General features: G+C 74.6%; 12 protein-coding genes. 7 read left to right on the top strand and 5 right to left on the bottom strand.

Annotation, left to right across the window (positions count from 1 at the left end; translation table 11 throughout):
• Positions 1-12 precede the first annotated feature (12 nt).
• Both AB0M03_RS34105 and AB0M03_RS34100 read right to left on the bottom strand, forming a co-directional pair.
• The gene (locus tag AB0M03_RS34105) at positions 13-792 is read right to left on the bottom strand and encodes a hypothetical protein (RefSeq protein WP_363499101.1); all 780 of its coding nucleotides are present in this window, start codon (positions 790-792) and stop codon (positions 13-15) included.
• A 55-nt stretch (positions 793-847) separates the two neighbouring features.
• Positions 848-1,783: a hypothetical protein gene (locus AB0M03_RS34100; RefSeq protein ID WP_363499098.1), complete on the bottom strand. Its 936-nt coding sequence runs from the start codon at positions 1,781-1,783 to the stop codon at positions 848-850.
• Between the two features lie 216 nt (positions 1,784-1,999).
• Between AB0M03_RS34100 and AB0M03_RS34095 the strand changes: the two genes are divergently transcribed.
• A complete protein-coding gene (locus tag AB0M03_RS34095; protein ID WP_363499095.1) occupies positions 2,000-2,767 on the top strand; it encodes a crotonase/enoyl-CoA hydratase family protein in 768 nt (255 codons plus the stop codon).
• 231 nt (positions 2,768-2,998) lie between these two features.
• Here AB0M03_RS34095 and AB0M03_RS34090 read toward each other — a convergent pair whose 3' ends face one another.
• Positions 2,999-4,552, bottom strand: coding sequence for a PucR family transcriptional regulator (locus tag AB0M03_RS34090; protein WP_363499092.1), 1,554 nt, complete (start codon positions 4,550-4,552; stop codon positions 2,999-3,001).
• Between the two features lie 249 nt (positions 4,553-4,801).
• On the opposite strand from AB0M03_RS34090, the gene AB0M03_RS34085 reads away from it, so the two are divergent.
• From AB0M03_RS34085 to AB0M03_RS34070, 4 genes are all read left to right on the top strand, one after another.
• Positions 4,802-6,268 (top strand): sodium:solute symporter, encoded by a 1,467-nt coding sequence (locus tag AB0M03_RS34085; RefSeq protein ID WP_363499090.1) that lies wholly within the window; start codon positions 4,802-4,804, stop codon positions 6,266-6,268.
• Between the two features lie 43 nt (positions 6,269-6,311).
• Positions 6,312-7,274: an agmatinase gene (speB, locus tag AB0M03_RS34080; protein ID WP_363499087.1), complete on the top strand. Its 963-nt coding sequence runs from the start codon at positions 6,312-6,314 to the stop codon at positions 7,272-7,274.
• Positions 7,271-8,899 carry a thiamine pyrophosphate-binding protein gene (locus AB0M03_RS34075; protein ID WP_363499084.1) on the top strand — a complete coding sequence of 543 codons (1,629 nt, stop codon included), beginning with the start codon at positions 7,271-7,273 and terminating at the stop codon, positions 8,897-8,899. The genes speB and AB0M03_RS34075 overlap by 4 nt, the downstream gene beginning before the upstream one ends.
• Before the next feature lie 69 nt (positions 8,900-8,968).
• Complete coding sequence (locus AB0M03_RS34070) at positions 8,969-9,388, top strand: acyl-CoA thioesterase (RefSeq protein ID WP_363499081.1); 420 nt, start codon at positions 8,969-8,971, stop codon at positions 9,386-9,388.
• A 4-nt stretch (positions 9,389-9,392) separates the two neighbouring features.
• Here the strand turns inward: AB0M03_RS34070 and AB0M03_RS34065 are convergent, their stop codons facing one another.
• Together AB0M03_RS34065 and AB0M03_RS34060 are read right to left on the bottom strand one after the other, a co-directional pair.
• Positions 9,393-10,316 carry a LysR family transcriptional regulator gene (locus AB0M03_RS34065; RefSeq protein WP_363499078.1) on the bottom strand — a complete coding sequence of 308 codons (924 nt, stop codon included), beginning with the start codon at positions 10,314-10,316 and terminating at the stop codon, positions 9,393-9,395.
• Between the two features lie 74 nt (positions 10,317-10,390).
• A complete protein-coding gene (locus tag AB0M03_RS34060) occupies positions 10,391-10,819 on the bottom strand; it encodes a hypothetical protein (RefSeq protein ID WP_363499076.1) in 429 nt (142 codons plus the stop codon).
• Between the two features lie 245 nt (positions 10,820-11,064).
• Here AB0M03_RS34060 and AB0M03_RS34055 point away from each other — a divergent pair, with 245 nt between their 5' ends.
• Entirely contained in the window at positions 11,065-12,444 is a 1,380-nt protein-coding gene (locus tag AB0M03_RS34055; protein WP_363499073.1) for a glutamate decarboxylase, read from the top strand.
• 38 nt (positions 12,445-12,482) lie between these two features.
• Positions 12,483-13,190, top strand: coding sequence for a pyridoxal 5'-phosphate synthase (locus AB0M03_RS34050; RefSeq protein ID WP_363499071.1), 708 nt, complete (start codon positions 12,483-12,485; stop codon positions 13,188-13,190).
• Positions 13,191-13,348: the final 158 nt, after the last annotated feature.

The following is a 13,348-nucleotide window of genomic DNA, read 5'->3' as shown; positions in this document are numbered from 1 at the left end:
GCCGGAACTGCCTCAGCAGTTCTTGAAGGCGTCGCAGAGCGGGGCGCCCAGCAGGCGCAGGACGGCGGTGTCGTCCTTGACCGTCCAGGCGGCCTTGGGCTTCTTGGTGCCGTACGGGCCGTAGACGGTCAGCTCGGCCACCGTGGTCGAGGTGGTGGTCAGGTACTCGTGGACGGTGATGCCGCCACTGCCCTGCTTGAGGGTGATGGTGGCGGCCAGGTAGGCCGGGTCCTCGGCGGTGACCTTCACCGAGGGGGTGGCTCCGTCCGGGGCGCAGGCCTTGACCTCGTCGGTCAGGGCGCGCAGCAGCGCACCGGCCGACTGCACGGCCCCGCTGGAGGTGCCCTTGAAGTGGACGATCGTCTGCTGGGCCTGCCACTCGTCGGTGCCGCCGCTGAGCAACGACTGCGCGCCGTCGGCGCCGGTGCCGAGGCCGGCGAGGTCCGAGGAGCGGGCCGAGTCGCAGAGCGTCTCGAAGGCGAACGGCTCGCCGTTCTTGACCGGCTTCGCCTTCCCGGCCTGGGCGGGCCAGTGGTAGGCGGAGTCGAGCGGGATGTCGGCGCCCGCCATCCAGGCGGAGGCCGGGATGCCGCCGACGGTGCCGCCGGCCTTGGCGGTGGGGGAGGCCGGCGCGGAGGCCGCGTTCTGCGCGGGGGCCTCGGAGGACGGCGCCGCCGCGGGCGCCTGGGCGGTCTTCGCGGGCTCCGGCTCGGCCGGGTCGCAGGCGGTCAGCGCGCCGAGGGCGACGAGGACGGCGGTGGCGGCGCGCAGCGCCGTGGTGTGTCGGGACACGGTGAGGTGGCTCTTCCTGGTTTCGACGGCCGGCCGCGCGGGCCGGCGCGGACGGTCAGTAGCCCTGCGGGCCGTGGTTCGGGTTGGCCTGGGCGACCTTGGCGGCCAGGTCGTGGCCGTCCGGGGAGACGTGGTAGCGCGCCATCATGTAGTTCATGGACGCGCACGCGCTGGCCACCGGGTCGTAGATCTTGGTGGAGGTGCCCGGCTGGTGGTAGGCGGCGAAGGTGTCCGGGATGCACTGCCAGGGGCCGCGCGAGGAGTGCAGCGGCGCCCCGTCCGCCTGGGTCGGGCCCCAGGCGTTGCTGTCGGTCTTGTTCACCAGCCAGTGCGAGTCGTTGTACGAGGACTCGCGCTGGGTCATGGTGAGCAGGCCGCGCATCCAGTCGGCCCGGGCCTGGGGGTCCTTGATGCCCATGACGTCGAGCGCCTGGTTGACGTAGTCCTCGCAGGCGGCGCGGCCGCTCTTCCAGGAGCCGGCGCCGCTGTAGTCGACGTCGGACATCGGGATCTTCCCGTGCGGGTTGGGCGAGGAGGGCATCGGGTGGTGCCCGCCGCTGCCGCCCTCGTGGCCGCCACCGCCGTGGTGCCCGCTGCCGCCCCCGTGGTGTCCGCCGCTGCCGCCGCCGTGCTTGCCCGGGGACTTGGGCGGTGTGTGGTGCCCGCCGCCGGGCATCTGCTTGCCGGCGTGCTCCTCGGCCTCGCGGTAGTTGTCCGCGCAGTGCTTGATGCCGGCGGCGTCCTTGTGCAGCGCCTTCGCGGTGCCGGCGGCGCTCTCCCCGGCGTCCTCCACAGCCTCCTCGGCGGCGATGACGATGCCGGTGGCGAGCAGGCCCCGGGTGATCAGCGTCTCGATCTCGGCGGTGCGGAACTTGCCCGAGAGCGACCCCACCTTGGCGGCGACGCGCTCCAGGCGTTCGGCCTGGGTCTGCCACTCCTTCGCGAGCCGGTCGAGCTGTTCGGGCGACACCTTGTAGTGGCTGCCTGCCATGGCGGTCCTTCCCCCGTCGGGGTCGGACGGCCTCCGGCAGCGGGAGCGCCGGATCGTGTGCCACCCAATCCCCGGCGGCAGATCATAGTATGAGCGCCTGTCAGGGCTTCGACCCGTCCCCACCGCGCGGCACCCTCGCCGGGGCCGCCGCATTCTGCTTCGATGGGGCGATCCACCGGCCGGCGGCGGCCGCGGAAACCAGGAGGAGCCGCGCAGATGCCCGTACGCACCGAACACAGCGGACCGGTCACGACCGTCGTGCTCTCCCGCCCCGAAGCACGCAACGCCGTCGACGGGCCCACCGCCGAGGCCCTCGCCGAAGCCTTCCGTGCCTTCGACGCCGACCCGGACGCCTCGGTCGCCGTCCTGTGGGGAGAGGGCGGCACCTTCTCCGCCGGCGCCGACCTCAAGGCCTTCGGCACCGCCGAAGGCAACCGGGTCGCCCCCGAGGGCGACGGCCCGATGGGGCCCACCCGCCTGCGGCTCGGCAAGCCGGTGATCGCCGCCGTGGCCGGACACGCCGTCGCCGGCGGACTGGAACTCGCCCTCTGGTGCGACCTGCGGGTCGTCGAGGAGGACGCGGTCTTCGGCGTCTTCTGCCGCCGCTGGGGCGTCCCGCTGATCGACGGCGGCACCGTCCGGCTGCCCCGCCTGATCGGCGCCGGCCGGGCCATGGACCTCGTCCTCACCGGCCGGCCGGTGGACGCCGCCGAGGCGAAGGCCATCGGCCTGGCCGACCGCGTCGTCCCGCGGGGCACCTCGCGGGCCGCCGCCGAACGGCTCGCGGCGGAGATCGCCCGGTTCCCGCAGACCTGCATGCGGGAGGACCGGCTGTCACTGCTCGAACAGGAGGGCCTCACCGAGGCCGCCGCCCTGGACAACGAACTCCGCCACGGCCTCCGCTCCCTCCCCGAAGCCGGCGAGGGCGCAGCCCGCTTCGCCGCCGGCGCCGGCCGCCACGGCTCCTTCACCGACCGGCACTGAGGGCGCCTTGGGTTCGGTGGTCAGCCACTGAGGGGCGCGGGGAACTGCGCAATCCGGATGCGAGCCACCGTACAAATCAAGGCTTGGCCCATGCTGTCGTGACGCCCACCCCCGGATTGCGCAGTTCTCCCCCAGCCTTCGGCCGGGAGGTGCCCCCACGCGCCCCTTGTGGCGCACCCATGATCTTTGAAGGCAGACCCTAGTGCTTGCCCGCAGGTCATGGTCTCCCCCTCAGGGGCTTTCCATCGGAGACACGTGGCGGAGGGCGAACCAGAGTTCCATGCGGACGTCGGTGTCCTGGAGGTCTGCGCCCAGGAGGTCGGCGATGCGGGTGATCCGCTGGCGGACGGTGTTGCGGTGCAGGGAGAGGGCGGCGGCGGTGCGGTCCCAGCTGCCGTGGTGGGCGAGCCAGCTGCGCAGGGTGTCCAGCAGGACCTCGGGCCCGGGGGCGCCGGCGTCCGCGAGCGGGGCGAGCAGGGCCCCGGCGTGGGCGCGGGCCTCGTCGTCGGGGACCAGGGCGTGCAGGCTGAGGGCCTCGTTCCGCTGGTGGGCGGCGGGCCGGCCGGCGGCGAGTGCCCGCTCCAGGGCCCGTTCGGCGTGGACGGCGGCGTGCCCGAGGCCGGCCGTGTCGGTGGGGGCGCTGAAGCCGAGGGTCCAGCCGAGGCGTACTGCGGCGGCCGGGTCCGGCGTCGTCGTGCCGGGGACGAGGGCCCGCAGGGCGGTGCCGTCCACGTCGAGGTAGGGGGTGCCGAGGGCGGTCCCGAGGGCCGCCACCTGGACGGGGTCCTCGCCGCGTCCGGGCCGGGTGCGGCGCCCGGCGACGACGATCCAGCGGCCGTCCGCGGCGCCGTCCGGCTGCAGCAGTGGTGCGACGGCGGCGGGCCCGGAGCCGAGCAGCAGCCGGACGAGGGCGCCGGCGCTGCGGGTGTCGGCGCCGAGCGCGTGCCGGGGGCCGGTGAGCAGGGCGAGCAGGACGGCGGCGACGCCGGTGACCGAGCGGTGGACGCCGGTGGGCGGGGCGTCGGCGGCGATGCCGAGGGCGAGGCCGCCGGGCAGGGTGTGGACGGTGAGGTGGCGCCCGGCGAGGTGTTCGGCGGCGGCCGTGGGCGGTGCCGTCCGTCCCGGCCGGTCGGCGTGCCGGGCGGCCGTGCGGGCGGCGAGGTCGCGCAGCTGCCGCGGGGCGGGGGCGGCCGGGCGGCTGCCGGCGGCGAAGAGCTCCTGGCCGGAGGCGTCCAGCAGGACCGTCCAGGAGGCGGTGCGGACGGCGAGCTGGTGCAGGACGGCCTGCAGGGCGTCGGGCCGGGCGGCGGCGGAGGCGAGCGCGGCCTGCGCCTCCGAGACCAGGCGCAGGTCCCGGTTGCGGGCCTCGGCCATGAAGGCGTACGCGGCCCGGTTGACCGCCACGAACGGGGTCGCGGGCGGCACCCGGACGAGCGGCAGGGCGTGCCGCTCGCAGGACTCCACCAGGACGGGCGGCACCTCGTCGTGGACGGGGGCGATGCCGAAGCCGAGGGCGGCGATCCCGGCCGCGGCGACGCTGCGCACATAGGCGTCCACCGCCTCCGGCGTGGGAGGGAAGCGGACGCCCGCGGTCAGCAGCAGTTCGCCGCCGGACAGGTAGGGCGCGGGGTCGGGCAGCTCGGTGGTGCCGATGGTGCCGATCAGCCGGTCCTCGCGGGGCCCGGCGATCTGCTCGAGTCCGAGCCCCGGCGCGCCGAGCAGGACGCTCAGCGGCAGCGACGGCGCGCCCGGATCCGCGGCGTACGGGGCGGGCGGAACGGACATACCGGCTCCCTCCAATGGATGGTTCCTCCATCGAGAGCATAGAGAATGGACGGAACCGACACTTCAGCAGGCCGGGCGGGCCTTCTACGGTTTCAGCACGGGCCGACACCGCCCCCCGGTGGCCGGGCCCGTACCCGTCCCCCTTTGGCGCAGCGCGGCCGGCCCCCCTTCCGGCCCGCGGCCGCCGTCCCCCACGAGCACCCCGGCAGCCCGCACCCGCAGCGCGGGCCGGCCGGATCGGAGGACCACATGGCCATCGACTACGTCGTGATGGGCTGCTACCTGCTGGGCATCGTCGCCGTCGGCTGGTGGGGCAGGAGACGCGCCCGCTCCAAGAGCGACTTCCTGGTCGCCGGGCGCCGCCTCGGCCCGCTGATGTACACCGGCACCATGGCCGCCGTCGTCCTCGGCGGTGCCTCCACCATCGGCGGCGTCCGCCTCGGCTACACCTACGGCCTCTCCGGCGCCTGGATGGTCTTCGCGATCGGCCTCGGCCTGCTCGCCCTGAGCATCCTGTTCTCCGCCCGGATCGCCCGGCTGAAGGTCTACACCGTCGCCGAGATGCTCTCGCTGCGCTACGGCGACGCGGCCAGCGTCATCTCCGGCGTGGTGATGTGGATCTACACCCTGATGCTCGCGGTCACCTCCACCATCGCCTACGCCACCGTCTTCGACGTGCTCTTCGACGTGCCGCGCTGGGCGGCCGTGGTGATCGGGGGCACCATCGTGGTCGGCTACTCCGCGCTCGGCGGGATGTGGTCGATCACCCTCACCGACATGGTGCAGTTCGTGGTGAAGTCGATCGGCGTGCTGGTGCTGCTGCTGCCGATCGCCGTGGTCAGGGCCGGCGGCTGGAGCGCCATGGCGGACAAGCTGCCCGACGGCTACTTCTCCTTCGGCTCCATCGGCGGCGAGTCGATCCTCACCTTCGTGCTGATCTACACCTTCGGCATGCTGATCGGCCAGGACATCTGGCAGCGCGTGTTCACCGCCCGCACCGACAGGGTCGCCTCCTACGGCGGCACCGTGGCCGGCGTCTACTGCCTGGTGTACGGCCTCGCCGGCGCCGTGATCGGCATGGCCACCAAGGCGCTGCACCCGCAGCTGGAGGGCGCCGACAGCGCCTTCGCCACCATCGTCAAGACCACCCTGCCGACCGGTGTGAAGGGCCTGGTGCTGGCCGCCGCGCTCTCCGCGATGATGTCCACCGCCAGCGGCGCCCTGATCGCCTCCGCCACCGTCGCCAACAACGACATCTGGCAGCGGCTGCGCACCCTCGGCGGCAAGGCCCGCCCGCTGGGCGACGACCACGACGAGGTCGGCTCCAACCGGCTGGCGATCATCATCCTCGGCGCCGTCTCCATCGGCCTGGCCTGCCTGCTCGACGACGTGCTCGCCGCCCTCACCGTCGCCTACAACCTGCTGGTCGGCGGCCTGCTGGTGCCGATCCTGGGCGGCCTGGTCTGGCGCCGCGGCAACGTCCAGGGCGCGCTGGCCTCGATGACCGCCGGCGGCGTCACCGTGGTGACCTTCATGGTGCTCAAGGGCACCCTCGCCAACGAGCCCATCTACTACGGCCTGGGCGCCAGCCTGATCGCCTACCTGGCCGTCAGCCTCGCCACCAGGCCCACCGACGCCCGCATCCTGGAGCGGTGGCGCGAGCGCCTGGACGGCCGCGCCCCGGTCGAGGCCGAGGCCGTCACCGCCGCCGCCTGACCGACCCGGCGCGTCCGCACCCACCGACCCACCCGAGGAAACGATGAGCACCACCGAACCGCGCGGCCCGATCGACTCGTCCCGCGTCCCGCGCTACGCCGGCCCCGCCACCTTCGCCCGGCTGCCCCGCCTGGACGAGGTCGGGCGCACCGACGTCGCCGTGGTCGGCGTCCCGTTCGACACCGGCGTCTCGTACCGGCCGGGCGCGCGGTTCGGCGGCAACGCGATCCGCGAGGCCAGCCGCCTGCTGCGGCCCTACAACCCGGCGCAGGACGCCTCGCCGTTCGCGCTCGCCCAGGTCGCCGACGCAGGCGACATCGCGGCCAACCCGTTCGACATCCACGAGGCCGTCGACACCGTCGAGGCCGTCGCCCGCGACCTGCTCGCCACCGGCGCCCGGCTGATGACCCTCGGCGGCGACCACACCATCGCCCTGCCGCTGCTGCGCGCCGTCGCCGCCGAGCACGGCCCGGTCGCCCTGCTCCACTTCGACGCCCACCTCGACACCTGGGACACCTACTTCGGCGCCGAGTACACCCACGGCACCCCGTTCCGCCGCGCCGTCGAGGAGGGCATCCTCGACACCTCCGCGCTCAGCCACGTGGGCACCCGCGGCCCGCTCTACGGCCGCCAGGACCTCACCGACGACGAGAAGCTCGGCTTCGGCATCGTCACCTCCGCCGACGTGATGCGCCGCGGCGTCGACGAGGTCGCCCAGCAGCTCCGCGAGCGGATCGGCGACCGGCCGCTGTACGTCTCCGTCGACATCGACGTCCTCGACCCGGCGCACGCCCCCGGCACCGGCACCCCCGAGGCCGGCGGCCTCACCTCCCGCGAGCTCCTGGAGATCCTCCGCGGACTGGCCGGCTGCAACATCGTCTCCGCCGACCTCGTCGAGGTCGCCCCCGCCTACGACCACGCCGAGATCACCTCCGTGGCCGCCTCGCACACCGCCTACGAGCTGACCACCCTGATGGCCCGCCGGATCGCCGAGGAGCGCGCATGACCCACGTCCGCAACGGCGGCGACCTGGTCGTCGAGTCCCTCGCCAACCTCGGCGCCGAGACCGTCTTCGGCATCCCCGGCCAGCACGCCCTCGGCCTGTTCGACGCGCTGCGCCGCTCCCGGCTGCGCTACGTCGGCCTGCGGGTGGAGAACAACGCCGGCTTCGCCGCCGACGGCTACGCCCGCACCGCCGGCACCGTCGCCCCGCTCTTCCTCTCCACCGGCCCCGGCGCCCTCACCTCGCTCGCCGCCCTCCAGGAGGCCGCCGCCGCCTCCGCCCCCGTGCTCGCCGTCTCCTCGCAGATCCCCTCCGCCGGGCTCGGCGGCCGCCGCCGCGGCTACCTGCACGAACTCGTCGACCAGCAGGCCAGCTTCCGCGACGTGGTGAAGTCCGTGCACACCGCTCGCACCGCCTCGCAGATCCCCTCCGCACTCGCCGCCGCCTGGGAGTCCGCACTCACCGCCCCGTACGGGCCGGTCTGGGTGGAGATCCCGCAGGACGTCCTGCTCGCCCCGACCACCGTGCCCCGGGTCACCGGGCTGCGCGCCGAACCCCGCCCGCTCGTCCCGCGCGCCGAACTGATCGCGGAGGCGGCCGTGCTGCTCGCCGAGGCCGAGAACCCGGTGATCCTGGCCGGCGGCGGAGTCGTCCGGGCCGGCGCGACCGGCGAACTGCTGCGCCTCGCCGAGCTGTTGCGCGCCCCGGTGGCCTGCACCTTCGGCGCCAAGGGCGCCTTCCCCTGGGAGCACCCGCTCTCCCTGCAGTCCTGGCTGGAGGACCGGCACACCACCGACCTGCTGGAGAACGCCGACGTGCTGCTGGTCGTCGGCTCCGGCCTCGGCGAACTCTCCAGCAACTACCACACGTTCGCGCCGCGCGGACAGCTGATCCAGGTCGAGGCCGACCTCGGCAAGCTGGAGTCCAACCACCCCGCCTTCGGCATCCACGCCGACGCCCGGCTCGCCCTCGCCGCCCTCGCGGACTCCGTCCCCGCCCGGGAGGCCGACGGCCGCGGCGAGGCCGTCGCCGCCGACCTCCTCAAGCAGGTCCGCGCCCGGATCGACGGCCAGGGGCTGGAGTTGGAGCAGCAGGTGCTGGCCGCCGTGCGGGCCGCCCTGCCGGACGACTCCCCGGCCTTCTTCGACATGACGATCCTCGGCTACTGGGCCTGGTCCGCGTGGGACGCCCGCCGCCCCGGCGCCATGCACTCCGCCCAGGGCGCCGGCGGCCTCGGCTACGGCTTCCCCGCCGCACTCGGCGCGGCCGCCGCCCTGCCCGGCCGCCCCGTCCTCGCCGTCTCCGGCGACGGCGGCGCCATGTACTCGATCGCCGAACTCGCCACCGCCCGCCAGCACGACCTGGACGTCACCTGGCTGATCGTGGACGACGGCGGGTACGGCATCCTCCGCGAGTACATGACCGACACCTTCGGCGAGGCCACCGCCACCGAACTCGCCCGCCCCGACTTCCTCCGCCTCGCCGAGTCCTTCGGCGTCCCCGCCACCGCCACCACCCCCGACACCCTCCGGGCCGACCTCGCCGCCGCCCTGGCCACCCCCGGCCCCGGCGTCGTCGTCCTCCCCGCCCTCCTCCGCATGTTCGCCCCCACCCACCTGGACACATGAGGGGCGCCCCCGTGGGCCACCCCGCAATTCCCCCGGCGCCCCGGGGGCAGGCCCCGTACTGTTCGGGTCATGACCGAATTCACCGTGCCGATCACCGTCCGGGGCTACGAGACCGATTCGCAGGGCCACCTCAACCAGTCCGTCTACCTGCAGTACGCGGAGCACGCCCGCTGGGCGTACCTGGAGAACGCCGGCATCCGCCAGGCCGATCTGCTGGCGAAGGGCGTCGGCCCGGTGGTGCTGGAGACGACGGTGCGCTACAAGCGGGAGCTGCGGGCCGGTGAGGACGTGGCGGTCAGCTGCCGCTTCGTGTGGGGCGAGGGCCGGACGTTCGGCGTCGAGCAGTCGATCGTGAAGGCGGACGGCACCCCGGTGGCGGAGGTCACCGCGGTCGGCGGCTTCCTCGACCTGTCGGCCCGCCGCCTGGTCGCCGACCCGCGCGAGCCGATGCGGGCGCTGGCCTCCGACCCGGCGGCCCTCGGCCTCTGACGGTTCACCAGCCCGGGGCCGCGGCCAGCAGCCGTTCGCGCACCTGCGCGACCGCCCGCGGCTCCGCGGCCCCCGCCCGCCGTACCAGCCACGCCGTGTTGATCGGCGGGTCCTCCGGTTCCAGCAGTGCCACCAGTGCCCCGGAGGCGAGGTCGGCGGCGCAGAGGTAGCGGGGCAGGACGCTGATCCCCGCCCCTGCGGCGACCGCGGCGACCACCCCGCGCAGGTCCGGCACCACGGCCGCGGCCGGCCCGGTCAGCCGGGTGCCGAACACGTGCCGCCAGTACCGGCGGGCGATCGGCAGGTCCTCGGCGTACGTCACCAGCGGGACGCCCCGCAGCGCGGCCGGTCCTTCGGCGGCCACCCGCCCGGGCCCGATCCGGGCGGCCCAGGCGGCCCCTGCCACCAGTACGAACTCCTCGTCCGCCAGCGGGACGGCGCTCAGCGCCCGGCCGCGCGGCCGGGAGGTGGCCACCACCAGGTCGTACCGGCCGGCCCGCAGCCCGGCCAGCAGGTCGTCGGTGAGCCCGGCGGTGATCCGCAGCCGCAGCCCGCCGCCGACCAGCGGGGCGAGGGCGGGCAGTGCGCACACACTGAGGAACTCGGCGGGCCCGGCGAGGTGCACCGGTTCGGCGCCGGCACCTTCGTCGGCGGTGCCCCGCTCGGCGACCGCGGCGAGGGCGTCCAGCGGCCCGGCGACCTCGGCGGCCAGGGCGTCGGCGACGGCGGTCGGTGCGACCCCGCGCGGCAGCCGTTCGAACAGGGGCCGGCCGAGCTGCTCCTCCAGGACGCGGATCTGCGCGGTCACCGTCGGCTGGGAGAGCCTCAGCATCCGGGCCGCGGCGGTGAACGACCCGGCGCGGTGCACGGCCAGGAAGGTCCGCAGCAGGCCGAGGTCGAGCGGTCCGGGGGCGTCACCACTGGGCATGCAGCGAGCCTAGGCCGTACGGGGGCCGCGGCACCCGCCCGGGGCGCCGCGACCGTGTTGCCCTCCGGTGCCGGTCAGTCCTCCCGGTACACCGCCAGCGCCCAGATCACGAAGATGTCCAGGGCGATGATCACGATGGCCCACAGCGGGTAGTAGGGCAGCCACAGGAAGTTCACGACGGCGCTCAGCGAGGCGAGCACCATGCCCGTGTACCGGGCCCACGCCATGCGGCGCAGCACGCAGATGCCGACCAGGGCGACCAGCGCCCCGAGCACGATGTGGATCCAGCCCCAGGACGTCACGTCGAACTTGAACACGTAGTTCGGAGTGGTCACGATCAGGGTGTCCTGCGCGACGGCGACGATCCCCTGGAACAGGTCGACGAGGCCGGTGACCAGCATGACCACACCGGCGAACAGCACCAGGCCGGTGACCCAGCCGCTGTTCTGACGAGGGGGCAGGCCCCCCGTGGCGGGGCCCGGAGGGACGGAGGTGGAGGCCATGGCGATCTCCCTTTCGGAGACGTGCGGATGTCCCGACCGTCCGTCCGGTCTCGTCGGCCCGCCAACCGTGGTGGGCCGTCCGGGTGCCGGATGCGGGTTCCGCCGAGCGGTGCGACGGTGGTGGACGGACGTGCTGTACGCCCCGACCGGGTGCCGCCCGGGTCGGAGTAAGCCCGCTGTCGGGCCTCGGTGCACGCCCGTAGGGTCCGAACAGGAAAGCTGCTGACGACGCGAGAGGTGCCCCGGTGGCTCTGCACAAAGCTCAGGAGCCGGCGGCCGATCCGGCCGTCGACATCTTCGCCTCGCCGCTGAGCGAGCGTCCGCTGCCCAAACGGTCGATGCCGGAGTTCCCGTCGCCGCCGCCGGTGGTCTTCCAGCTGCTGCGCAACGAGCTGCTGCTGGACGGCAACGCCGCGCAGAACCTCGCCACGTTCTGCACCACCTGGGCGGACGACGAGGTCCGCCGTCTGATGGACCTGTGCCTGGACAAGAACATCGTCGACAAGGACGAGTACCCGCAGACCGCGGAGATCGAGTCGCGCTGCGTGAACATCCTCGCCGACCTGTGGCACGCGCCCTCCGACGGCGACGCGGTGGGCTGCTCCACCACCGGCTCCAGCGAGGCCGCCATGCTCTGCGGCCTCGCCCTGAAGTGGCGCTGGCGCGACCGCCGGCAGGCCGCCGGCCTGTCGACCGACCGGCCCAACCTGGTCTGCGGGCCGGTGCAGGTCTGCTGGGAGAAGTTCGCCCGCTACTTCGACGTCGAGCTGCGCCAGGTCCCGGTGGAGCCCGGCGCGACCGGCCTGCAGGCCCACCAGCTGCGCGAGTACGTCGACGAGAACACCATCGGCGTCGTCGCGATCCTCGGCGTCACCTACACCTGCACCTACGAGCCCGTCGCCGAGATCGCCGCCGAACTCGACCGCATCCAGGCCGAGAGCGGCCTCGACGTCCCGCTGCACATCGACGCCGCCTCCGGCGGGTTCATCGCACCCTTCCTCCACCCCGACCTGGCCTGGGACTTCCGGCTGCCGCGGGTCGCCTCCGTCAACGCCTCCGGCCACAAGTACGGGATGGCCCCGCTCGGCGTCGGCTGGGCGCTGTGGCGCGACAAGGACGCCCTGCCCGACGGCCTGGTCTTCCACGTCGACTACCTCGGCGGCGACATGCCCACCCTGGCCCTGAACTTCTCCCGCCCCGGCGGCCAGGTGATCACCCAGTACTTCCTGTTCCTGCGGCTGGGCCGCGAGGGATACCGCCGCGTCTACCAGGCCTGCGCCGACACCGCGCAGCACCTGGGCCGGCAGGTCGCCGAGATGGGCCCCTTCACCCTGCTGTACGACGGTGCCGGCGCCCTGCCGGCCGTCTCCTGGACGCTCACCGACCCCGACTCGGTGGGCTGGAGCCTGTACGACCTCTCCGACCTGCTGCGGATGCGGGGCTGGCAGGTGCCCTCCTACCCGCTGCCGCCGGACCGCCAGGAGACCGTCATCCAGCGCGTCCTGGTCCGGCACGGCGTCGACCGGGACCAGATCGAACTCCTCGCCGAGGACATGCGGCGGGCCATCAAGCGACTCGACCAGGGCCACCCGCACGACTCGGCCCGCGTCGGCTTCCACCACTGAGTACGGTGGGGGACGGGGAGAGCGAACAGGAGGCGGAATTGGCGGCCGATCACGGGACCGACAGGTACCGGCCGAGCCCGGTCGGCGAGCTGCTGCGCGAGCGGCCGCCGATGGCACGCGGGCTGCCGGAGTTCGACCCCGACCTGGCACCCGCCGAGCCGGGCCCGCTGTTCGTGGACTGGCTCGTCGAGGCGATCGAGGCGGGCGTGCTCGACCCGCACGTCATGACGCTCTCCACGGTCGACGCGGACGGGGTGCCCGACGCCCGGGCACTGGTGCTGCGGGACGTGGACGCGGCCGAGGGCGGCTGGGTGTTCGCGACGGAGGCCGACAGCCCCAAGGGCCGCCAGCTGGCGCTCAGCCCGATGGCCGCACTGAGCGTGTACTGGCCGCCGCAGGGCCGCCAGGTCCGCATCCGCGGCTCCGTCGAGGCGGCCCCGCCGGCGGTCTCCGCGGACGAGTTCCGCGGGCGCTCGCCCGGTGCCCGGGTGGCCGCCCTGGTCGGACGGCAGAGCGAGCCGCTCGGCTCGCTCGCCGCGTACGACCGGGCGGCCGACGAGGCCCAGCTGCTGCTGGAGGCCGACCCGGAGCTGGTCGCGGCCGGGCACACCGTGTACACGCTGCGGGCCCAGGAGGTCGAGTTCTGGCAGGGCGATCCCGGCCGCCGCCACGTCCGCCTCCGCTACACCCGCACCGGCGAAGGCGTCGGCCGCACGGCCTGGACCAGCACCCTCCTCTGGCCGTAGCGCCGGCAGGCACTCGGGGCGCCGGATCAGGGGCGCGGGAACCGCGCGATCCGGATGCCGAAGGGGTGGGGGGGGGGGGGCCCCCCCCCCCCCCCCACGCCCCGGCGCCGCCCCGCCGGCCGCCGGGGCGGGCCCGGACGATCCCCCCCCGGCGGGCG

The organism is Kitasatospora sp. NPDC051914 (genome assembly GCF_040680995.1).
Taxonomy (GTDB): domain Bacteria; phylum Actinomycetota; class Actinomycetes; order Streptomycetales; family Streptomycetaceae; genus Kitasatospora.
This window is presented reverse-complemented; position numbering and strand designations above follow the sequence as displayed.

Bases quoted from the DNA above. Each gene is read 5' to 3' on its own strand.
- AB0M03_RS34085 (WP_363499090.1), top strand. From the start codon at position 4,802: ATGGCCATCGACTACGTCGTGATGGGCTGCTACCTGCTGGGCATCGTC.
- AB0M03_RS34100 (WP_363499098.1), bottom strand. From the start codon at position 1,783: ATGGCAGGCAGCCACTACAAGGTGTCGCCCGAACAGCTCGACCGGCTC.
- AB0M03_RS34065 (WP_363499078.1), bottom strand. From the start codon at position 10,316: ATGCCCAGTGGTGACGCCCCCGGACCGCTCGACCTCGGCCTGCTGCGG.
- speB (WP_363499087.1), top strand. From the start codon at position 6,312: ATGAGCACCACCGAACCGCGCGGCCCGATCGACTCGTCCCGCGTCCCG.
- AB0M03_RS34075 (WP_363499084.1), top strand. From the start codon at position 7,271: ATGACCCACGTCCGCAACGGCGGCGACCTGGTCGTCGAGTCCCTCGCC.
- AB0M03_RS34070 (WP_363499081.1), top strand. From the start codon at position 8,969: ATGACCGAATTCACCGTGCCGATCACCGTCCGGGGCTACGAGACCGAT.
- AB0M03_RS34095 (WP_363499095.1), top strand. From the start codon at position 2,000: ATGCCCGTACGCACCGAACACAGCGGACCGGTCACGACCGTCGTGCTC.
- AB0M03_RS34060 (WP_363499076.1), bottom strand. From the start codon at position 10,819: ATGGCCTCCACCTCCGTCCCTCCGGGCCCCGCCACGGGGGGCCTGCCC.
- AB0M03_RS34090 (WP_363499092.1), bottom strand. From the start codon at position 4,552: ATGTCCGTTCCGCCCGCCCCGTACGCCGCGGATCCGGGCGCGCCGTCG.